Origin of the sequence: Duganella sp. Root1480D1, assembly GCF_001427305.1 — a bacterium.
Taxonomy (GTDB): domain Bacteria; phylum Pseudomonadota; class Gammaproteobacteria; order Burkholderiales; family Burkholderiaceae_D; genus Rugamonas.
In genome coordinates this window covers 12,905-32,824 of record NZ_LMFZ01000012.1, presented here as the reverse complement: position 1 = coordinate 32,824, position 19,920 = coordinate 12,905, and the positions used below count along the sequence as shown (strand labels likewise).

General features: G+C 63.0%; 19 protein-coding genes. 5 read left to right on the top strand and 14 right to left on the bottom strand.

What is annotated here, in order from left to right:
• Positions 1-79 precede the first annotated feature (79 nt).
• From ASD58_RS12615 to ASD58_RS12550, 14 genes are all read right to left on the bottom strand, one after another.
• Positions 80-601, bottom strand: a complete 522-nt coding sequence (locus tag ASD58_RS12615; RefSeq protein ID WP_057261522.1) for a hypothetical protein — start codon at positions 599-601, stop codon at positions 80-82.
• Positions 602-615: 14 nt separating this feature from the next.
• Positions 616-2,310, bottom strand: a complete 1,695-nt coding sequence (locus tag ASD58_RS12610) for a PoNe immunity protein domain-containing protein (RefSeq protein WP_057261521.1) — start codon at positions 2,308-2,310, stop codon at positions 616-618.
• A 164-nt stretch (positions 2,311-2,474) separates the two neighbouring features.
• Positions 2,475-3,770 carry a M48 family metallopeptidase gene (locus tag ASD58_RS12605; RefSeq protein WP_057261520.1) on the bottom strand — a complete coding sequence of 432 codons (1,296 nt, stop codon included), beginning with the start codon at positions 3,768-3,770 and terminating at the stop codon, positions 2,475-2,477.
• A 95-nt stretch (positions 3,771-3,865) separates the two neighbouring features.
• Complete coding sequence (locus ASD58_RS12600) at positions 3,866-4,963, bottom strand: ABC transporter ATP-binding protein (RefSeq protein WP_057261519.1); 1,098 nt, start codon at positions 4,961-4,963, stop codon at positions 3,866-3,868.
• A complete protein-coding gene (locus tag ASD58_RS12595) occupies positions 4,963-6,255 on the bottom strand; it encodes an MFS transporter (protein WP_307177445.1) in 1,293 nt (430 codons plus the stop codon). Before ASD58_RS12595 ends, ASD58_RS12600 begins: the two co-directional genes overlap by 1 nt.
• Before the next feature lie 6 nt (positions 6,256-6,261).
• Positions 6,262-7,749: a glycoside hydrolase family 3 protein gene (locus tag ASD58_RS12590; RefSeq protein WP_057261518.1), complete on the bottom strand. Its 1,488-nt coding sequence runs from the start codon at positions 7,747-7,749 to the stop codon at positions 6,262-6,264.
• Positions 7,746-8,549, bottom strand: coding sequence for a carbohydrate ABC transporter permease (locus ASD58_RS12585; protein ID WP_057261517.1), 804 nt, complete (start codon positions 8,547-8,549; stop codon positions 7,746-7,748). Before ASD58_RS12585 ends, ASD58_RS12590 begins: the two co-directional genes overlap by 4 nt.
• Positions 8,546-9,385, bottom strand: a complete 840-nt coding sequence (locus ASD58_RS12580; protein ID WP_057261516.1) for a carbohydrate ABC transporter permease — start codon at positions 9,383-9,385, stop codon at positions 8,546-8,548. Before ASD58_RS12580 ends, ASD58_RS12585 begins: the two co-directional genes overlap by 4 nt.
• Entirely contained in the window at positions 9,382-10,680 is a 1,299-nt protein-coding gene (locus ASD58_RS12575; protein ID WP_057261515.1) for an ABC transporter substrate-binding protein, read from the bottom strand. The genes ASD58_RS12580 and ASD58_RS12575 overlap by 4 nt, the downstream gene beginning before the upstream one ends.
• 18 nt (positions 10,681-10,698) lie before the next feature.
• Positions 10,699-11,712 (bottom strand): SIS domain-containing protein, encoded by a 1,014-nt coding sequence (locus tag ASD58_RS12570; RefSeq protein ID WP_057261514.1) that lies wholly within the window; start codon positions 11,710-11,712, stop codon positions 10,699-10,701.
• Positions 11,702-12,814 (bottom strand): N-acetylglucosamine-6-phosphate deacetylase, encoded by a 1,113-nt coding sequence (gene nagA / locus ASD58_RS12565; protein ID WP_057261513.1) that lies wholly within the window; start codon positions 12,812-12,814, stop codon positions 11,702-11,704. The genes ASD58_RS12570 and nagA overlap by 11 nt, the downstream gene beginning before the upstream one ends.
• On the bottom strand, positions 12,811-13,488 hold the full coding sequence (locus tag ASD58_RS12560) for a GntR family transcriptional regulator (protein ID WP_057262074.1): 678 nt from the start codon (positions 13,486-13,488) through the stop codon (positions 12,811-12,813). The genes nagA and ASD58_RS12560 overlap by 4 nt, the downstream gene beginning before the upstream one ends.
• 60 nt (positions 13,489-13,548) lie before the next feature.
• Positions 13,549-14,418 (bottom strand): BadF/BadG/BcrA/BcrD ATPase family protein, encoded by an 870-nt coding sequence (locus ASD58_RS12555; protein ID WP_057261512.1) that lies wholly within the window; start codon positions 14,416-14,418, stop codon positions 13,549-13,551.
• Between the two features lie 285 nt (positions 14,419-14,703).
• Positions 14,704-16,068: a GIN domain-containing protein gene (locus tag ASD58_RS12550; RefSeq protein ID WP_057261511.1), complete on the bottom strand. Its 1,365-nt coding sequence runs from the start codon at positions 16,066-16,068 to the stop codon at positions 14,704-14,706.
• Positions 16,069-16,261: 193 nt separating this feature from the next.
• On the opposite strand from ASD58_RS12550, the gene ASD58_RS12545 reads away from it, so the two are divergent.
• Genes ASD58_RS12545 through mobB form a run of 5 tightly spaced genes read left to right on the top strand, consistent with a single transcriptional unit; the run spans position 16,262 to position 19,897 of the window.
• Positions 16,262-16,447, top strand: coding sequence for a hypothetical protein (locus tag ASD58_RS12545; RefSeq protein WP_057261510.1), 186 nt, complete (start codon positions 16,262-16,264; stop codon positions 16,445-16,447).
• Entirely contained in the window at positions 16,448-16,921 is a 474-nt protein-coding gene (locus ASD58_RS12540) for a hypothetical protein (protein WP_057261509.1), read from the top strand.
• A 9-nt stretch (positions 16,922-16,930) separates the two neighbouring features.
• Positions 16,931-18,583, top strand: a complete 1,653-nt coding sequence (locus ASD58_RS12535; RefSeq protein ID WP_057261508.1) for an AAA family ATPase — start codon at positions 16,931-16,933, stop codon at positions 18,581-18,583.
• Between the two features lies 1 nt (position 18,584).
• On the top strand, positions 18,585-19,379 hold the full coding sequence (locus ASD58_RS12530) for a general secretion pathway protein GspB (RefSeq protein WP_057261507.1): 795 nt from the start codon (positions 18,585-18,587) through the stop codon (positions 19,377-19,379).
• Positions 19,376-19,897, top strand: coding sequence for a molybdopterin-guanine dinucleotide biosynthesis protein B (mobB, locus tag ASD58_RS12525; protein WP_057261506.1), 522 nt, complete (start codon positions 19,376-19,378; stop codon positions 19,895-19,897). Before ASD58_RS12530 ends, mobB begins: the two co-directional genes overlap by 4 nt.
• The last annotated feature ends 23 nt before the right edge of the window (positions 19,898-19,920 follow it).

Sequence of the window (19,920 nt, the reverse complement as noted above, 5' to 3'; positions counted from 1 at the left end):
TACGGACCGCCATTACAGCCTAGAAGTTCTTTTGAAGCAAGAGAGATTCAATTGAATCGCTATACTTGCATAATGAAAGTTATCTGCGGAGGCGGGCGATTTCCGCGTCCATTGCTTTGTCCGCGTCGCAGAAGTTGCGCTGGCTGGTGAACTTGTTGACCTGCCGGAAGGACAGGATCGGCGCCGAATCGGATTCCGGATCGTCATTTTCTTTCAATTCCAGGACCGTGAAAGTCACGCGGCGAGAGTCAGCCCAGTAGCCTTCGCGCTCGGCATAAATCAAGCGCAGGCCAGACTTCAACATGAACGCGCGGAATCCGCTGATGGCGCATTCGGGGCCAGACTCCAGTTGCAGCGTCGACACGAACTTTTCATTGATCTCGAGAGGGATTTGCTGTGCGGGGCCCTTGTCATTGGTGCGGAAGAAGGTAAGTGCGCGATGAGTGTGGGGATTGTTCCAGCCGATCTCCGTGTAAAGCATCTGCAGTTCAATGCCGTTGGTCGAAATGCGTGTGATGTCGCGTTGTGGCGTGATGGCTTGCTGCGCGTGCAGCGGCAGGCCAATGGCGAGCAGCAGCGCGCCAAGGAGTTGGGCTTTCATCGTGAATTTCCGGTTTATGCGATGCGCGAGCGTGCGAAGTCGGCCAGCTCGCGCGGGTAGAAGTGGTCGTGGCGGAAGGAAGTATCGTCGATGCCGAGCACGAAGCTGATGGCAGCCGCCTCAAGGGACCAGTAACCGAAGAATTGGCAGCCCTTCCGGTTGGTGCCGAAGTAGGGTTCATCCTCGCTCATGTCGTACCAGGACTGCAGGTAGCCCGCCATCATGACGGGGCGTTTTTCGGGCGCTGCGGCGAAAATGGGCAAGCTTTGCGAGTAGGGTTTGCCGCGCGTGCATTTCTTGGGCGGCGCTTCGCGGCCCGGCACGAAGGGTGCGACCAGGTGCTCCAGCAGCGCGTCGCGGCGGCGGTTACCAAAGTCGAGGATAGGCATGATGCGGGCCAGCTTGTCCTGGTGGCCTAGCAGGATGGCGAAGCACACCAGCGACAGGCCGGTATGGTAGTCATCGTCTTGCAGGTCCAGCCAGTGCTTGTAGCAGCCCTCGTCCTCGTCGTCCCCCGACGGTGTAAATGGCGTTAGGAAGCGCGCGTAGCTTTCCCAAAAGCTGAGAGCCAGCGGAAAAAAAGTATTGAGGTCCTCCAACGCATGGCCGGCGCTATAGGTGTTGCGCAGGTGATTCACGGATTCCCATGCCAGCAATTGAGCTCCGTCGAATTCGTCCGCATCGGCGCAATCATGGCATACCTTGTCGGCGAACAGCACCAGGTTTTCCTCGTAGCTGCCATAGCGCATGCGGCTGGAGCGGCGCCGCTGTTCGAAGTCGGCGGGCGACAGCTTTTTGTGCCGCCAAAACTCGCCCAACTCGTTGACCGTCTGGGGCAAGGGCAATTCAGCGCTATCCTCGATGGCTGGGGCTACATAGGCTGGCATCTTGCCGGCGTTGGCCTGGCGGGCAAAGGCGACCATGTCCGCGGGGTAGTACGGTAGGTGGCGAAAACTCGCGTCGTCGATGCCCAGCACAAGGGTGATGGCCGCGGCTTCCCACGACCAGTAGCCAACGAACTGGTAGCCGGATTTATGCAGGTCGTAGTAATTTTCGCGGCGGCTTGCCTGGTACCATTCCGCGAGGTATTGCGCCATCAGTGCCGGGCGCTCGGAAGGCTGCGCAGCAAAGATCGGGAGCGCTTTCGAATAAGGCAGGTTGCGGCGGCAGATGCTGACTGCTGGATCCCGGCCTTCGACACAGCAACTGAGCAGGCGCTCGACCAGCGCATCGCGTTTCTCATTGAGATAGTCGATCAGTGGCACCAGTCGATGCAGCACTTCCTGCTTGCCGAGCAGGATGCCAAGGCAGATCATGGTCAGCGCCTGGTGGTATTCAGGGCCCGCGAGGGCAACGTGCGGCCATGGAGCCTCGCGATCGTTGCTGTCGTTGTAGGCCTGGTTGTAGTGGGCGTAGGTTTCCCAATTTTCGACCGCACTGTCGTAGAAAGCTTGCAGTTGCCCGATATCGTGCCCGCCGCTGTAGCAATTGACCAGGAACGCGCTGGCATCCGTCGCCAGGCGCTTGGTGGTGTTCATCAGGTTATACAGGGGGATCGCCGAAATCATCTCCGGCGGTTGCTGCAGGCGCTCCCGCACATGCTCGAACGTCTGGAGCTGGTCCTGGAAATTCTCTTCGTAGCCGTAATACCTAAGCAGGGGTTCGCGCAGCGACTGGTGAAAGTCGCCTTCTGACAGCGGGGCGTGCATGGGTGTTGCTCTTTCAGTAACGGTGCGGACCGCCATTACAGCCTAGAATTTCGCGAACGGCAAGAGTGATTCAATTGAATCGGGGGTGACCGGCGAAAAAAAGCGGGGAGGGCCCGAAAGCCATCCCCGCTTTGTTGTATTGCTTAGACGTTTAGACGATTGGCTTAGCCTTGTTTTTCGTCGTCGCCAACAGTCGCTGGGTATGGGCGGTTGACCCACAGGATCCAGTAGCGGGCCAGGTCGGCACGGCCGTCGGCGCCTTGCACGGTTTCCAGGATCTTGATGGCTTCATCCTTCTTGCCGGCCATTGCGTAGGAGTAGCCCAGGCGCAGCTTGGCGTCATCGGCATTTTTCAGGCCGCCTTTGGCGATACCGTCCTGGATCAGCTGGATGCCTTTGTCATACTGGCCCATGGTCACGAACGCGTAGCCCAGGTTGACCATGCCGGTACCGTTCTTGGCCTTGCGGGCCGAGGATTCGGTGGAGGCGATGTTCTTCATGTCGTCCGCAGCTTGCTTGTCCAGCTCGGACTTCAGCTTCTTGATCTTGGCGTTCTGGGTGACAGCACCGTTGGCGATGCCGGCGTCCAGCACGGCCTTGCCTTCGATGAACTGGCCTTCGAGCTGGTCGACTTCGGCCAGTTCCACGTAATCCTGCTCTTCCATCTTGGTGGTGGCCACTTTCTGCAGGCGGATGATGTCAGCCGAGAAGCGGGTGGAGTAGTTTTCCTTGCCGCGGGTGCGGTACAGCATGTCCGACCAGTAGCGGTCGCGCGGATGCCAGCGCACCAGGCCTTCCAGCGCGGTCAGGTAGGTCGCCTTGTCTTTCAGACGGTGCGATGCATCGGCCAGCATGTGCAGTTCTTCGCGGGTCATTGGCTGGTTGGCTTTGACGCTGTCGTTCAGCTTCTTCAGCAGGTCAGCCTGCACGCCCTTGTAGTCGCCCGATTCGAAGCGGATCGCCATGATCTGGCGCGCCACTTTCGGATCGCCGCTCAATTCGCCGTACTTCTGCAGGTTTTCGATGGTCTTAGGGTAGTTCTTCTGTTCCTGGTAGTAGCCGGCCAGTGCCTGGGTGAACTTGCTCTGTTCGGTTTTCTCCAGGCGGCCGGAGGCCAGCACATACTCCAGCATTTCGATCAGCTTTGGCTTGTTGCCCATGCCCAGGGCCGAAGCCAGGCGCATACGGTTGATGATGTACTGTTCGTAAGGGGTCTTGTTCGGCATCGCGTCTGCCTGGTCCAGCAAAGCGTTCACTTCTTCATACTTCTTGGCTTCCAGCAGGGGACCCAGGACCTTACCGTCCAGGAGTTTGACCATATCTTTGCGCACTGTCTCTTGTGGAGCGCTGGCAGCAGCCTGTTTGTCTTGCGCGTGTGCGGTCTGGACCAGCGCCGGGACTGCGCCCAGGCCAATAGCTGCCAGCAGCAGGCCGATACGTGCGAAACGGTGTTGGGTCATGGTATGTGATCCTTCTTGTGGTTGAGGCAAACGTCTATTCTCCCATAATTTTGTCATGGGACCGGTTTTCTGAAGTAGCCAATTGTAACGATTTCTTATGGCCGGGCGAAAGCCGTGCCATCGGCCGCAAACAGCATGCAGCGCTCAGGCGGAAGGAACAGCGTGGCAGGCGTGCCGGGTGCCGGCATGGGCATATCCTGCGCCAGTTTCACCGCCAGCGCTTCCGGCATGCCGGGCAAGGCCGCATAGACAATTGATTGATCGCCAAGGTACTCCACGTGGCTGATCGCCACAGCGGCCGCATTGTAAGCCTCTTCACGCAATTGCAGGTGTTCCGGACGCACCCCAAGCGTGACGCGGCTGCCGCGCTCGACGTCGCGGGGCTGGGCTGCCACTTCAACGATGGCGCCGCCCGGCAGCAATATCGCCACGTGCGTGGCGCCCAGGGCGATCACTTCGGCCGGGATGAAATTCATGCGCGGCGCGCCGAGGAAACCGGCCACGAACAGGTTGGCCGGACTGTTATATAGCTCCTGCGGAGTGCCGGCCTGTTCGATCTTTCCACCGTTGAACACCACGATGCGCTGGCCCAGCGTCATGGCTTCGACCTGGTCGTGCGTCACGTAGATGGTGGTGGTGCCCAGTTCCTTGTGCAGGCGGCCGATTTCCAGCCGCATTTGGACCCGCAGGCCGGCATCCAGGTTGGACAGCGGTTCGTCGAACAGGAATAGCTGCGGCTTGCGCACGATGGCGCGGCCGATCGCCACGCGCTGGCGCTGGCCGCCGGACAATTCCTTCGGCTTGCGCTGCAGCAGGTGGCCTATCTGCAGCGTGGCGGCCGCGCGTTCGACCGCCATGCGCAACTGGGCATCGGGTGTGCCGGCCAGCTTCAGGCCGAAGGCCATGTTTTCGTACACTGTCATATGCGGGTAGAGTGCATACGACTGGAACACCATGGCCAGCCCGCGCTGGGCCGGCGGCACGTTGTTGGCGAACCGGCCGCCAATATGCAGCTGGCCGCCGCTGATCTCCTCCAGGCCGGCAACCATGCGCAGCAGCGTCGATTTGCCGCAGCCGGACGGGCCGACGAAGACGGTGAATTCGCCGTCCGCGATATCCAGGTCGATGCCCTGGATCACAGGGTCATTGTCGCCATAGCGCTTGGCGATGCCGCGCAGGGATACTGCGGCCATCAGGCGGCTTCCGGCACGGCGCCGCCGGCTTGCTTGTCGCGCGACTCCATCGGGATGAACTGCGACAGGATGGCGACCGGCACGGCGGAGATTAGCACCCAGACGAAGAACTGCTGGTATCCCAGCGCCGCCTGCATGTCGCCGCTGATCCAGCCGAACAGCACGCGGCCGACCTGCATTATCCCGGTAGAGAAGGCGTAATGTGCGGTGGTGTATTTGCCTGGTGCTACCACTTGCATCATGTACAGGATCACGCCGACGAAACCGAAGCCGTAGCCGAACATCTCCAGGCTCAGGGCGACTCCGATTACGGTCAGATCGGTCGGCAGCGCGTGCGACAGGTAATAGAACACCAGGTTGGGCAGGTTCATTGCCAGGATCAGGAACAGGATGGCGCGGCGCAGGCTAAGCCAGGAAGTGAAATAGCCGCCGGCGATGGAACCGATGATGAAGGCAATGGTGCCGCCGGTGCCGTACACCATGCCTACCTGCGCGGTATCCAGCCCCAGCCCCCCGGCAGCGCGTGCTTCGCGCAGGAACAGCGGACCTATGGTTTGCACCTGCGCCTCGCCAGCACGGAACAGAATAATGAACAGGATCGCGACCCAGATGCCCGGCTTGCGAAAGTAGTCGATGATGACTTCGCCCAAGGTGCGTGCGACGGCGCTGGCGCTGTGGTCGGCCATGCGCGGGTTAGGGCTGAGGGGCAGGGCCCAGTAGTTGTAGCCACCAAGCGCGCACATGGTCAGGCCGACGATGCCGAAAATGACTGTCCAGGCGGAGGTGACGCCATACATTTTCTCCAGGTACCCGGCAAGCGTCAGTAAGCCGCCCTGCGCCATGAGGCGGCCGGCATTGAAAAAGGTTCCGGTCCAGCCAGCGTATTGGGCCTGAGCTTTCTTCGACAGGCTGGCGATGTAAAGTCCGTCACAGGATATATCGTGGGTGGCGGAGGCGATCGACCCCAGGAATAACACTGCGACGCTAGCGCTCAGCCAGAATGGGAACTGCAGTGCCAGTGCGACCAGACCAAGGCACACGCCGCCGAATAGCTGCAGGCTGACCACCACCAGCTTCTTGCTCGACGCCAGTTCCAGGAAGGGGCTCCACAGGGGCTTGAACATCCATGCACCGCCGAGGAAGGCCAGCCAGTGGCCGATCTCGGCATTGCCCATGCCCATGCTCTTCATCATCTGGCCGAAGACCAGGGAGATAGCGAAATACGGCAGGCCCTGCGCCAGGTACAGCGTAGGAATCCACTTAAGGGGGGAGCTGCGTGCGACGTCCATCATTTCTCCTTAGGCGAAACCGGGAACCGGGCAGCGACCGGTGGCTTCAAGTTCGCCCGATAGCCAGGCGTTGACGGCTACCAGCGCGGGCGCGGCAAAGCCGTAGGTCATCAAGGCGGGGGACTGGATGTCCAGCGCCTGGTAGGGGTTCCACAGCGCCAGGTGCAGGTCCGGCTTCCAATTGTTGCGGGCGTTGTCGCCGTAGCGCAGGCGTGAGGTCGAAGCCAGGACCGTGAAGCGGCCATCCTGCGGCAGCGAGGACCAGTCGAAGGAGTTAGCGTCGGCAAAGGTAACCAGGTCCACGTCATACAGTTTGCCCAGCGAAGCGGCCACGGTGGCTGCCGGTACGCCCGCTTCGGAAACGCCGTCGCTCACCACGTCCTGCCGCACCACCAGGCGCAGCTTGCTGCCCGGCGCCGGGCGCTGCGGGTTGCTGCGCGCGGTCAGCGCCCGGCGCCAGCCTTCGGCCATGATGACGCGGTCGGCGGCATCTTCTTTATAGGAGCGCTGCTGGCAAGGGTAGGCTTGCGCCAGGGCGTTCAGGCGAGCCAGGCGTTCTTCCACGGCCGCTTTCGACAGCGAGCCATCGGCCAGCGCCGTGGCAATCGCGTGCAGGGTTTCGTCCTGGGTTTCGGTGGTGCCGAGCGCCATCACCATGTCGGCGCCGGCCAGCAGCGCGCGCACGGCTGCATTGCCCACGCCGTAACGGCCGGCGATGGCGTGCATGTCCATGCCATCGGTGATGATGATGCCCTTGTAATTCCATTGCTTGCGCAGGATGCCGTCCAGGATCGCGGGCGACATGGTGGCAGGATTGTCCGGATCGATTGCCGGGTAGACGATGTGGGCGGTCATCATGGCCGGCGCCACCGGGGCCGCGGCGCGGAATGGCGCCAGCTCCAGCACGTCCAGCTCGGGCAGTGCCTTGTCGACGGTCGGCAGGTCGCGGTGCGAATCGACATGGGTGTCGCCGTGCCCGGGGAAATGCTTGACGCAGCAGGCCACGCCTTCGGCATGGCTGCCAGCCATCCAGGCCATGGCCAGTTCCACCGCGCGCTTTGGTTCGGCACCGAAGGAGCGTTCGGCGATGACCGGGTTGTTCGGGTTGTTGTTCAAGTCCAGCACTGGCGCGAAGTTCCAGTTGAAACCAAGCGACTTGGCAGCACGCGCCACGGCGGCGCCGGTGCGGTAGGCCAGGTCGGTATCGTCGGCTGCACCCAGGCCCATGGCGGCCGGCGGTGCCGGCACCCAGGTTGAGCGCACTACGGCGCCGCCTTCCTGGTCGATGGCAATCAGCGCGTTCGGGCCCATTGCGTCGCGCAGGTCGGCGGTCAGCTTGGCCAGTTGCACGGAGTCGGTCATGTTCCCGCGGAACAGGCACACGCCGCGGATGCCGTTGGCGCGGATAAAAGCAGCCGTCGCCTGGTCCAGCACCGTGCCGGGGAAGCGGATCATGATTAGTTGTCCCGCGATTTTTCGTAGTTCTTGTGTGCTCATTTAACTGCTCCGTCCATGCCGCGCATGAAGTAACGTTGGGTGAAAAGGAATGCCGCCAGGGTCGGCACAATGGTGATGATGGTACCGGCCGCGATCACGCGCGTGCTGCTGCCGAAAGTACCGCGCAAATACAGCACCCCCACCGACAGCGGGAACTCATCCGGCTTGCTCATGACGATCGATGGCCAGATGTATTCGTTCCAGGCTTCCACCGCGGTCAGGATGCCTACCGTCGCCAGCCAGGGCGCGATCAGTGGCAGCATGATCTTTGTGAATATGGTCCATTCGGACGCGCCGTCGACACGGGCAGCATCGACCAGGTCTTGCGGTACTTCCTCGAAAGCCTGCTTCAGCAGCAGGATGGCGACAGCGTTCACCACGTTCGGCAGGATCACGCCGGAGTAAGTGTCGACCAGGCCCAATTCGGTCACCGTGATGAAGTTGACCAGGAAGTTGACTTCTGAGGGCAGCACCATGGTCGCGACAATCAGACCGAATACCAGCTTCTTGCCCTTGAAGTGCAGGCGCGCCAGCGGGTAGGCGGCCATGGAGCACAGTACCAGCTTCCACAGCACGGTAAAGGTCGTGATCAGGATGGAATTCTTCAGGAAGGACCAGATCGGGATCACGCGAAACACTTCGGCGAAGTTCTCCAGCGATGGCTGCTTCGGCCAGAAGGTCGGCGGGTAAGAGAAGATATTGCCTTCGGTGGACAGCGCTGTCACCAGCGTCCACCAGAACGGAAAGATGCACAGCAGCGCGATGGCGGCCAGCAGCAGGTATTGTGCGGTCTTTTTCATCGGTGCTTTGGCTTCAGGTAGCGCAGGCAAAGCAGGGCGATGCCGATGCAAATCAGCGACACGATGAAGCTGGCAGCCAGGGCGCGCGGCAGCTTCAGGTGCTTCAGGCCCTGGTCGTAGGCGTAATACAGGGCGGTGAAGGTGGAATTCATCGGGCCGCCCTGGGTCAGGACGTCGACCTCCTGGTAGGCCTTCAGCGCGCCCAGCACGGACAGGATGGTGCAGACCATGATGGTAGGGCGCAGCATTGGCACGGTGATGTGCCAGAAGCGTTGCCAGCGCGTGGCGCCGTCGAGGATCGCTGCTTCCTGCATCTCCTGCGGCACCGATTGCAGCGCGGCCAGGTACATCACCATATACCAGCCCAGACCGCGCCACAGCGTGACGAACATGATCGCCGCGAGCGCAAACGTATCGTCCTGCAGCCAGCCGATGTGCGTGCCGAGGATGTAATTCAGCGCCCCTTGTTCGTGAAACATGAAGCCCCACATGATGCCGACCACGGAAACCGTCGTCACCACCGGTACGTAATACGCGGCCCGGAACATCTTGATGCCGGGCAGCTGGTTGTTCACCATCACGGCCAGCGCAATCGCGCCGAGCTGCACGCAGGGGACGATCAGCAGGAATACCAGCGAGTTTTTCAGCCCGGTGACGAACATCTCGTTATTGAAGATGTAGCGGAAGTTGTCGAAGCCGACCCAGTGCGTCGGCCGCACCAGTGAAAAGTCCGTGAACGCCAGCACCGATCCAAACAGCACCGGCCAGAATGCGAACACCGCCAGCAGCACCAGCGCCGGCGCCAGGAACAGCCAGGCCGTTACCGCGCGCTTCATCGCGCCATCTCCGCGATGGTTGCACGAGCGGCGGCATGCGCGGTGGGTAGCGTCGATGCCAGCTTGCGGTTCCAGATCACAACGGCCGCGTCGAGCGATTGCTTGATGTCTGCGCGGCCGGTGACGCCTGCTTCGACCGCTTTCACCAGCGCGCGGCGTAATTCGTCGTAGTCTTCGATGCCGGCCACGTACATGGTGCGCGAGTAGGGCATCGATACCGCGCCGGCAGCCACGGCCTTTTCCGCTGCGCCGGCATTGGCCGGTACTGCTGTGAAGAAGGGATCATTGGCGGCGTGCGCCGATGCCGGGAACACGCTGGCCTGCCGCGCGAACTCGAGCTGGTTTGCGTCGCTGGTCAAAAAACGCGCAAACTTGCCGATGCCTGGCAATTCCGCCGCCGGCACCCGGGCCGGCACGCCAAAGTGGATCAGCCAGCCGCCATCGGCAATTCCCGTGGGACCCAGCGGGGCGGGCGCCACCTCGGTAAGAGCATAAACGTCGCGCGCGTCGGCCTTGATGCGCTTCAAGGCCGTCGGCGGCGCCAGCAGCATTCCAAGGCGCCCGCTCTTGTAAGCTTCAACGGCTGGCGGGAAGTTATCTTCCGCAAACAGGCCGTCCTTCAGCAGTCCGCCCGCCCGATAAGTCTCGGCCAGCTTGCGGATGAACGCCACGTGCGCAGGAGAATTGAACACCGCGCGACCCCCAGCCAGCACCGGCAGCCCTTGTTGCAGCATCAGGCCATCGACCTTGGACAGGGCAGGGCACAAGCCTGCCTTGCCAGTGCGCTGGGCGATCTGGCGCGCGAACGCGAGTTGTTCATCAAGATCACGCGGCGCATGCGGGATGCCAGCCGCGCGGAAGATCTCGCGGTTATACGCGATCACGGCGACATTGCTGTACATCGGGAAGCCATAAGTCTTGCCCGCGAAAGAAAGGTCGCGCAGGGCGCTTTGCAGGTAGCGTCCCCGATCGGCACCCAGCAGCGGGTCGACTGGCGTCAGCAGCCCGTCGCGCGCAAATTCCTCGGCCCACGGCACATTCAGGTTGACCAGCGCCGGCGGCTTGCCCGCGACGATGCGCGTGACCAGCTTGGTCTGGATAATGTCCCACGGGAAGTCGACCCATTCCAGCTTGACGCCGGGATTGGCTGATTCGTAGCGCTTCACCACGTCCTCGAAATATGGCGTGAAGCGCGGCTTCATGCTGAAGGTCCAGAACTCGATGCGCTGCACCGGCTCGGCAAAGGCCGCACCGCCAATGGCCATCAATGCAGCAAGCAGGAGACTGTTCTTCATCGATGGCCGCGCGCGGGATCAGTGGGTCTTGGTGACTTTGTTCAGGTGGCGCGGACGATCCGGGTCCAGGCCGCGCGCAGCGGACAGCCTGGCTGCCATCACGTAGAAGGCCTGGATCGCAACAATCGGATCGAGATCCGGCGTTGCCGCAACAGGCAAGGTCAAGTCGCGTGATGCGACATCTTCCGGCGCCGCCAGCAGCACACGCGCGCCACGGCCGCGCATTTCTTCGGCCAGCGCCAGCAAGCCTGCCTGGGTCGGGCCGCGGGTAGCGAAGATCAGCAGCGGATAGCCTTCTTCAATCAGCGCCATCGGGCCGTGCTTGATCTCTGCGCCGGAGAAGGCCTCCGCCTGCAGCGCCGAGGTTTCCTTGAATTTCAGCGAAGCCTCCAGCGCAACCGGGAAACTGATGCCGCGGCCCACCACCATGATGTTGCGGGCCGGGGCCAGCACTTCAATCGCCGGCGACCAATCGACGTCGCAGGCAGCGCGCAATGCAGTGGGCAAGGCAGCCAGGGCTTCCAGCAGTTCCGGGTCGTTCTGCCAATGCGCCACCATGCGCGCGCCGGCTACCAGGGAAGTGATGAAGCTCTTGGTGGCGGCCACGCTTTGCTCTTTACCGGCACGCAGCGGCATTGCCCACTCGGCGCTATGGGCCAGTGGAGAATCGGCATCGTTGACCAGCGCAACGGTAGTGGCGCCGCCATCGCGGAAATAGCGGATCGGTTCCACCACGTCCGGGCTTTGGCCGGACTGCGAAACCGACACCACCAGCGTGTCTCGGGTGATCAGCGGCGACTTGTGCAGGGTCACCAGCGACATCGGCAGCGAAGCGACCACGCGCCCCAGGCGCGACATGATCAGGTAGGCGATGTAGTTGCAGGCATGGTCCGAACTGCCGCGTGCTACGGTCAGCGCGGAGTTGAACGGAGTGCTCCTCAGTTTGCGGCCCAGTTCCGCGTAGCGGTCGGTGTCATGCGCCAACTGCTGTTCCACGCAGTCGGCGGCAGACAGGGCTTCTTTAAGCATCATTGAGGTCACAACGTTCTCCTTCGATATAAACGGCTTTCAGTTTCAGGTCCCGGCCCATCACGACCAGGTCGGCATACGCGCCGCGTGCCAGGCGGCCGCGGTCCTGCAGGCCGAGGTAGTCGGCTGCATGGGTGGAAACTCGTTTGGAGGCGTCGGCCAGGTCAAGGCCCAGGCCGACCAGGTTGCGCAAAGCCTGGTCCAGCGTCAGCGTGGAGCCGGCCAGGGTGCCGTCGGGCAGGCGCACGCCGCCCATGCATTTATGGACGATATGGCGCCCCAGCATGTACTCGCCATCCGGCATGCCGGTGGCAGCCGTGGAATCGGTCACGCAATACAGGCGCGGGATGGCGCGCAGCGCGCCCTTGATCGCACCGGGATGCACGTGCAGGAGGTCGGGAATCAGTTCAGCAAATTCGGCATGCGCCAGCGCAGCGCCGACCATGCCGGGCTCGCGGTGGTGCAGCCCGCTCATCGCATTGAATAAATGGGTGAAGCCGGTCGCGCCATGGTCCAGTGCTGCCACGCCTTCCTCATAAGAGCCAAGGGTATGGCCGATCTGCACACGCACACCGTGGTTGGCGAGGTCGCGCACCAGTTCCAGGTGGCCGGAGATCTCCGGCGCCACGGTGATCACGCGCATCGGCGCCAGCTTCTCCAGGCGATGAACTTCTTCAATCGTGGCGGCGCGCGCAAAGTTCGGCTGCGCGCCCAGCTTGCCGCTATTGATATATGGGCCTTCCAGGTGAGCGCCCAGCACGCGCGCCTCACCTTTGCCGCGCTGGCGCACAGCCTTGCCGATGGCGGCCAGCGCCACGTCGATATCTTCCGGCGGGGCGGTCATGGTGGTGGCCAGCATCGAAGTCGTGCCGTGGCGCGCGTGGATCGCGGCAATCGCGTGCACCGCATCGCCGCCTTCCATCACGTCCTTGCCGGCGCCCCCATGCACATGCAGGTCGATGAAGCCGGGCAGGATATAGTCGTCGCTGTTCGACTTCGGGTCGGTGCTGCTGCCTGCCACGTCCTCGATCCGTTCGCCGAAGGAAATCGTTCCATTCAGCCAGCCGGACGGTGTCAGGATATTGCCTTTGATTGCCTCGTTCATCGACGCGACTCCGCTACAAATTCATAATAGTCACTCCGGCAGAAGGAGTGGGTCAGTTCTACCGCTGCGCCGCTCTCCAGGTAGCTCACGCGCGTAATGTGCAGCATGGCGGTGCCGGCGGCGATATTGGCCAGGCGCGCCTGCTCGGCATTGGCGTTGATGGCGCGGATGTGCTGCAGCGCGCGCATTGGCACATTGCCGGTGGCTTCCAGGTAGCCGTACAGCGAGCCGTGCACCGTGCCGGGATCGGGCATGTACATGGCGGGGATGGTCGAGGTCTCGATTGCCATGACCACGTCGTCGGCGGTGCGCAGGCGCTTCAGGCGCGCCACCGGCATGTTCGGCGACAGGCCAAGCGACAGCAATTCCAGCGGCGCCGCCACGCCAATCTCGCGCTGCAGCCATTGCGAACCGGCAGTAAAACCGCGCTGGCGCAGCTCTTCCGAAAAACTGGTCAGGCGCGACAGCGGCTGTTCCAGTTTGGGCGTGATGTAGGTCCCGGAACCGCGGCGGCGCGTCAGCATGCCGCGCGCGCACAGCATGTCGATCGCCTTGCGCGCGGTCACCCGCGAGATATTGAGTATTTCCGAAAGCACGCGTTCGGACGGCAGCGCTTCGTTGGCGCGCCAGTCCCCGCTCGCTATGCCATCGGACAGCTTGTTTGCCAACTGCATATACAGAGGGGTGTCGCTGTCGGCGTCAGGCCGGAAATCGCTCAACTGGGATAGCACGGGCTACTCCTTCAAATGTTGTTGGATCAGGCGCAGACCACCCGCGGCCGAGTCGCCCTTGGGTGGAACGATCCGCTGCTGCAGGGCAGGGGGAAGGTAGGCGCGCAGCGGCTCACCGAGCCCGCCGCACAAAGCGATCGGCAGGGTGCCGCTCGGATCCAGGCCATGGGCGATCAATGCCACTTGCCGGCCCGCTTCGGACAGGATGCCGCGCGCGGTCGTATCGGTTTCGGCATACTGCAGGACGATGCGGGCCAATTGCGCGAAGGCGGTCTGGTTGGCATTCGCCAGCCAGACCTGGATGCGGTCGCGGGCGCCGCCGCATGCATCGGCCACTGCCTGCGAGAAGGCGCTGCCCGCCACGCGGCCATCAATGACCTGCTGCACATGGTTGATCGCCTTCATGCCGATCCACGCGCCGCCGGCTTCGTCGCCGGACGGGAAACCCCAGCCGCCCACTTCATGGCGCGAGCCGTCGGTGTGCAGGATTTCGCCCACGCTGCCGGTGCCCAGCGCGATGATGGCGCCCGGCTGCCCTTCATGTGCGCCCAACACGGTGGTAAAGGCATCGGTTTCCAGCGCCACGGCGGCAAAGCCAGGATTGGCTGCCACGAAATTGGCGGCCCACTGTTTGTTATGCACGCCGGCCAGCCCCAGGCCAATCGCGATGTGCGCGCGCGCCGGTTGCGCCACGCCGGAAGCCTCGAACGCACGCGCCGTGGCTTCCTCAACGGCGGCCCATGCATTCTTAATACCGTGCAGCAGGGCGGACGGGCCGGCCTGGCCTTCGCCCAGCAACTGCCCGTCGGCACGCGCCAGACGCACCCGTGTACCGCTGCCGCCGCCATCGACGCCTATCAGGAATTCGATCATTTTTTCGAGGGATGAAAAGAACTGTGGCGACTATATGAGGAGCACACCAGCTTGTCAACAGGTATTTAACTGGTATTGTTTAGGTCTGGGGCTAAACGCCGGTTATAAATACCAAGTTATTGATTGTTAAGGAGAATTGCACTGGAGTGAATGGTATGCACTTTGGTATGGACTGTGGTGCCAAAGTTGCAATGTGGACGAAAAAAAGCCCGGCACGAAGGCCGGGCATCAGGGAGAAAAGCTAATCGCTGCCGGCGCCTCAGGCGTCAGCAGCGATGTCGTCAATCATTCGGCGTGGGCGCCGCGACGGTCGACCGTCACCACACGCTGTTTGTCGGAGATCAGTTGCTGGCCTTGCGCCTCGACCTTGCCTTGCACGTTGACCGTGGCGTTGCCAGGGCCGCGCACATTGACTTCGGCCTGCTTGGCCAACATGTCGCGTGCATCCAGGCTGCCCGAACCGCTTACTTGCGCGTTCAGGGTGCCGGTCCAGCCGCGCAGTTGCACGCCGCCGGGGCCGCTCATGGTGACCTTGACGTCCTTGCATTCCGGTTCGGCTTTCAGGTCGCCCGAACCGCGCACGTCGGCATCGAGCGAGTCGCTTACCTTGCTCAGGAAGATATTGCCGGGGCCCTTGCTGCGGGCAATGGCCTTGGCTACCTTGAGCTGCTTGGCATCCAGGTCGCCCGAGCCGCTGACGTCGGCGCTCAGGGTGTCGCTGCTGCCGGACAGGTTCATGCCGCCAGGGCCGCTCAGGCTGACGCGGGTATTCTGGGTTTGCAGTCCGCGCGCTTCCAGGTCGCCGGAGCCATGCACTTCGGCGTCGAATTTCTTGATCTGGCCGCTCAGGCAGGCGCCGCCCGGGCCATTCAGCATGGCGCTGACGTTTTCCACCTGCATGCTGCAGGCGTCCAGGTCGCCCGAGCCGGAGATTTCGACGCGGATGTCGCGGCTGCTGCCGCGCAATTCGACCGAACCGGGACCGCTCATCGCGGCGTTCACCTTATTGGCGCGCACATCGCTTGCCTCCAGGTCGCCGGAACCGGACAAGACCGCATTCAGGTCGCCGGTAATGGCCGGTGCGCTGACATCGCCAGGACCGGTCATGACCAGGTTGACGTTGGTGGCGCGCATGCGGTGCAGGTGCATGTCGCCGCTGCCGCTGGCCTTGACGGTCAATTCGGTGGCCGTGCCGGAGGCGCTGAAGTCGCCGGGACCGGTGGAGATCAGTTTTAGCTCGCTGCTGTCCACGCGCTCCAGCTCCACGTCGCCGCTGCCGCTGTTGCTCAGGGCTTTCAGGCCGTTGGTGCTGATTTTTACGATCACAGGCTCGCGCTGCTTGCCGAAGTTGAACACCCAGTGATTGCGGCGCAGTGGCCGCACGTGCAGGGTGTCGCCCTGGACGACGGTTTCGAGCTGCTCGACCTGGCGTTTCGGGCCGCTGACTTCCACTGCCGGCTCGCCTTGGGCATTGATCAGCACTTTATAGGGGCCGTCGACTTCAATACGCGAGAAAGCCGTCACCGGGCGATTTTCCCTGGTTGGGGTGGCATCGGCCTTCTTTTCGCTGTCCGGAGGGCTCGCATGCAGGGCCGTGACGCCCAGTGCGATCAGGGAAGCAGCGGCGGCGTAGGTGATCAGCTTATTCATTTTGATTGTCACTGTTCAGGATTGGTGATGCTGGAAAGATATGCGAATTGGCGCTGCCGCCGGGCCGGAAAAAGACAGACGCGCAAAATCGGGGAACCAACTGCATTTTTCCGATACTGAAATGCACACGGTATCGGTCAAAAAGTTGTGATTTCGCCTTGAAATGTCATAATGCTCGTCAGGAGAGACACATATGATCAAGTACTTAGGAACCAAGAAGACCGACCAGGGTGGAACGGTATACGTGTTCCTGATCAATGGTTTGCAGAAGGAAGTCCGCGAGGGTTCCCTGAAGCAATACCCTGGCTGCTATGAAGCATTGCCTCCCTCGGCCAAGGCCAAGATCAGTGCGAACCGCGCCTGGTTCCAGAAGCTCTGAATGATGCGGCGCTTCCTTACGGCGGCGGGCCTGCTGGCCACCAGTTGCGCGGCGCCGGCAGCGCCACCTTCCCATTTCGGCGATGTGCTCGGCAATGGCTTGCTGTGCCGCGACCAGACCTCCAATAATTATTATTTCGACTACCTCAGCCAGTACTTCGGGCGCCCTTACAAGCGCGAGGGCGGGGCTTACTGGTTCCGCACCGATGACGCGATCCTGTGGGGCTTTCCCGTGCTGGAGGTGATCATCAGCGACGAAAGCTACCCGTACAGCTTTGTCGGCGCGGTGACCGATACCACGCCGGAGGAGCTGGAAAAGGCCATCCTTCGCCAGGACGGCCAGGCCTATGCGAAAATCGACACTTCGCGCTATCCGGTCCGGGAATCCAAGCCAGGCAGCCGCATCGTCTATTTCAACACGCGCTCCAAGATATACTGCGCCAAATTCAAGCAACTGCCGCCCGCGCTGCGCTAAGCGCCGACCATGTACACGCAATACTTCAACCTCAAACAGCAACCGTTTTCGATCGCCCCCGACCCGCGCTACCTGTTCATGAGCGAACGGCACCGCGAGGCGCTGGCGCACCTCCTGTACGGCGTGGGCAGCGGCGGCGGCTTCGTGCTGCTGACCGGCGAAATCGGCGCCGGCAAGACCACCGTGTGCCGCTGCTTCATGGAGCAGATCCCGGCCGATTGCCGGCTGGCCTATATTTTCAATCCCAAGCTGACGGTGGAAGAACTGCTGCAGTCGGTGTGCGATGAATTCGGCGTGGCGCCGGAAGGGGCGAGCGTCAAGGCCTATGTGGACGCGGTCAACAGCTACCTGCTGGAGTCGCACGCTGCCGGCCTGAATAATGTGCTGGTCATCGACGAGGCGCAAAACCTGTCGGCCGACGTGCTGGAGCAGCTGCGCCTCCTGACCAACCTGGAAACCAGCGAGCGCAAGCTGCTGCAGATTATCCTGATCGGCCAGCCGGAACTGCGGCAGATGCTGGCGCGGCCGGAACTCGAACAACTGGCGCAGCGCGTGATTGCGCGCTACCACCTGGGGCCTTTGTCCGAGACGGAAGTGGGCAGCTATATCCAGCACCGCCTGGCGGTGGCTGGCGCTGGTGCGGTGGAGCTGTTCCCGCGCGGGCTGCTACGCCGTATCCACCAATTGAGCAAGGGCGTGCCGCGCCGGATCAACCTGTTGTGCGACCGCGCACTGCTCGGCGCTTATGTTGAAAATCGTGCGCAGGTCAATGCGCTCATCCTGCGCCGCGCGGCGGAAGAAGTGTTTGCCGGCGAGGCTGCCCCGGTCAAGGCGCGTGCATGGCGCGTGGCCGCAGCCGGCGTATTGGCCGGGGCGGCGCTTACTGCCGCCGCAGCCTGGCAGATGATGCCATCGGCACGGGCGCCGTCGGCTTCCGTGGCCGCAGCCGCGCCGCAAGCTGGCCGTGCAGCGCCGGCGAGTGCCGCTGCACCCCACGCAGCGCAGGCGGCAGCTTCGGCGCCGCACGGCGCCGACTCTTCGCCGGACTCGCCTGCCGCACCGCAAGCCCCCGCACCGAGCTGGTTGACCATGGACGCCGCCTTGAGCCAACTGGCGTCGAAGTGGGATGTCGCTTTGTCCGAAGGCGAGGGCTGTGCCGAAGCCCTCAAGCGCAACCTGCACTGCATGCAGACCAAAGGCGGCCTGGAAGAAATCCGCAACCTTGACCGGCCCGTCATCATCAAACTGCGCGACGGCCAATCCCTGCCACGCAATGTCCTGCTGACGGCGCTCGACGGCAAGAACGCTACCCTGGTAGGTGCGCGCGGCAGCGAGACTGTGGCATTGGATGCGTTGGACGACCGCTTTGACGGCACTTTCACCACTTTCTGGCGTGCACCGCGCTCCTGGCGCGAAGAAGTCCGCGAAGGCGATAAAGGCCCGGACGTGGACTGGCTGGCACGCCGCCTGGCACAAATGAACGGGGTCAAGAAACCGCGAGACAACCAGCCACTAGCTGGCGAAACTTTGCGATACTTGCGCGAGTTCCAGATTGCCGAAGGCTTGAAGGCCGACGGCGTGGCGGGGCCGCGAACTTTCATCCGCCTGTCGCAGCCGGGCAGGGAGACCGAGCCGCACCTGTTGGCCGAGGCGGGTAAATAATATGTCCTATATTCTCGAAGCACTGAAAAAAGCGCAGGCCGAACGCCAGATCGGCAGCACCCCGACCATCCACGCACCCAGCCTGGCCAGCGTGCCGGCAGGGCAGGGCGCGCGCAGCAAGCGCACGCCGGTGATCGTGGCGATGGCCCTGATGGCCGCCGCCATCGCCGGCCTTGCGACCATGCTGGTGCGCCAGCAGCCGGCCGCCAGCCAGCCTCCAAGCGGCGCCGTGCCCGCCATTGCCGTCCAGGCCCCGACCGCCCAAGCGGCTCCCGCCCAAGCTGGCGTCCCGCCGGCAGCCGCCCCTGTCGTCACCCAGGCCCCGGCAACCCCCGTGGCCGTCGCGCGCCCTGTGGCTCCGGGCGCCGCAGCTGCCTCCAGCGCTTCGCTCGCCGGGCATGCCGCGATTGGCCAACCGGTCCCACAGCAAGCCGCCCAGCAGGTAGTCAGCCCGCGCGCCGCTGACGCTCACGCCCCAAAACAAGCCGGAACCGCAGCGCGAGGGGCAGACGCAGCGCAGGCTACTCCAGCCCCGGCCCCGGCTCCTGCGCCAGCGCCAGTGGAAGAACAAGTGCAAGCCCTGCGCGAGCTCCCCGAGCCAATCCAGCGCGCCATCCCCCAGATCACCCTTGGTGGCTACATGTACTCGAAGAACCCCGCCGATCGCCTGCTGCTGATCGACAAAGTCCTGCGCAGGGAAGGCGAAGAAGTCGCCCCTGGCCTGATCCTGGACAAGCTCCAACCCAAGCAAGCAGTCTTCAGCTTCCGCGGCTACCGCTACCGGGTGCCGCTATGACCGGTAAGCAGAACGTCATCGGCGTCACCGGCCCCTCGGGCAGCGGCAAAACCACCCTGATCGAATACCTGGTCACCGAGCTGGCCGCCCGTGGCTGGAAAGTCAACGTCATCAAGCATAGCCACCACGACTTCGAACTCGAGCCGCCAAGGAAAGACAGCGCCCGGTTCCGCCACGCTGGCGCTGCAGAAGTGATGATCGCCTCGCCTTACCGTTTCGCCATCATCCACGAATTGCGCGGTGCCGAAGAACCGGGCGCCGACGAACAGTTGGCCCGCCTGCAACCCGCCGACCTGACCCTGGTCGAGGGCTTCCATGCATGGCAAATCGACAAGCTTGAAGTCTACCGCGGCATCGCGGGCCAGCCGCCGCGTTACCTGGACGACCACACCGTCGTCGCCGTCGCCTCCGACCAGCCGGCCCCGGACGGCCTGCCGCCCCGCCTGCAATGGCTTGACCTCAACCGCCCCGACACCGTATTGGCCTGGCTGATGAAAAAAATCCCGCGCCAAGCCTAAAGTTCGCCAAATCCCATCCGTAA

Bases quoted from the DNA above. Each gene is read 5' to 3' on its own strand.
- ASD58_RS12555 (WP_057261512.1), bottom strand. From the start codon at position 14,418: ATGATCGAATTCCTGATAGGCGTCGATGGCGGCGGCAGCGGTACACGG.
- ASD58_RS12560 (WP_057262074.1), bottom strand. From the start codon at position 13,488: ATGCAGTTGGCAAACAAGCTGTCCGATGGCATAGCGAGCGGGGACTGG.
- ASD58_RS12595 (WP_307177445.1), bottom strand. From the start codon at position 6,255: ATGATGGACGTCGCACGCAGCTCCCCCCTTAAGTGGATTCCTACGCTG.
- ASD58_RS12575 (WP_057261515.1), bottom strand. From the start codon at position 10,680: ATGAAGAACAGTCTCCTGCTTGCTGCATTGATGGCCATTGGCGGTGCG.
- ASD58_RS12540 (WP_057261509.1), top strand. From the start codon at position 16,448: ATGATGCGGCGCTTCCTTACGGCGGCGGGCCTGCTGGCCACCAGTTGC.
- ASD58_RS12585 (WP_057261517.1), bottom strand. From the start codon at position 8,549: ATGAAAAAGACCGCACAATACCTGCTGCTGGCCGCCATCGCGCTGCTG.
- ASD58_RS12605 (WP_057261520.1), bottom strand. From the start codon at position 3,770: ATGACCCAACACCGTTTCGCACGTATCGGCCTGCTGCTGGCAGCTATT.
- ASD58_RS12535 (WP_057261508.1), top strand. From the start codon at position 16,931: ATGTACACGCAATACTTCAACCTCAAACAGCAACCGTTTTCGATCGCC.
- mobB (WP_057261506.1), top strand. From the start codon at position 19,376: ATGACCGGTAAGCAGAACGTCATCGGCGTCACCGGCCCCTCGGGCAGC.
- nagA (WP_057261513.1), bottom strand. From the start codon at position 12,814: ATGAACGAGGCAATCAAAGGCAATATCCTGACACCGTCCGGCTGGCTG.
- ASD58_RS12580 (WP_057261516.1), bottom strand. From the start codon at position 9,385: ATGAAGCGCGCGGTAACGGCCTGGCTGTTCCTGGCGCCGGCGCTGGTG.
- ASD58_RS12610 (WP_057261521.1), bottom strand. From the start codon at position 2,310: ATGCACGCCCCGCTGTCAGAAGGCGACTTTCACCAGTCGCTGCGCGAA.
- ASD58_RS12530 (WP_057261507.1), top strand. From the start codon at position 18,585: ATGTCCTATATTCTCGAAGCACTGAAAAAAGCGCAGGCCGAACGCCAG.
- ASD58_RS12570 (WP_057261514.1), bottom strand. From the start codon at position 11,712: ATGATGCTTAAAGAAGCCCTGTCTGCCGCCGACTGCGTGGAACAGCAG.
- ASD58_RS12545 (WP_057261510.1), top strand. From the start codon at position 16,262: ATGATCAAGTACTTAGGAACCAAGAAGACCGACCAGGGTGGAACGGTA.
- ASD58_RS12550 (WP_057261511.1), bottom strand. From the start codon at position 16,068: ATGAATAAGCTGATCACCTACGCCGCCGCTGCTTCCCTGATCGCACTG.
- ASD58_RS12600 (WP_057261519.1), bottom strand. From the start codon at position 4,963: ATGGCCGCAGTATCCCTGCGCGGCATCGCCAAGCGCTATGGCGACAAT.
- ASD58_RS12615 (WP_057261522.1), bottom strand. From the start codon at position 601: ATGAAAGCCCAACTCCTTGGCGCGCTGCTGCTCGCCATTGGCCTGCCG.
- ASD58_RS12590 (WP_057261518.1), bottom strand. From the start codon at position 7,749: ATGAGCACACAAGAACTACGAAAAATCGCGGGACAACTAATCATGATC.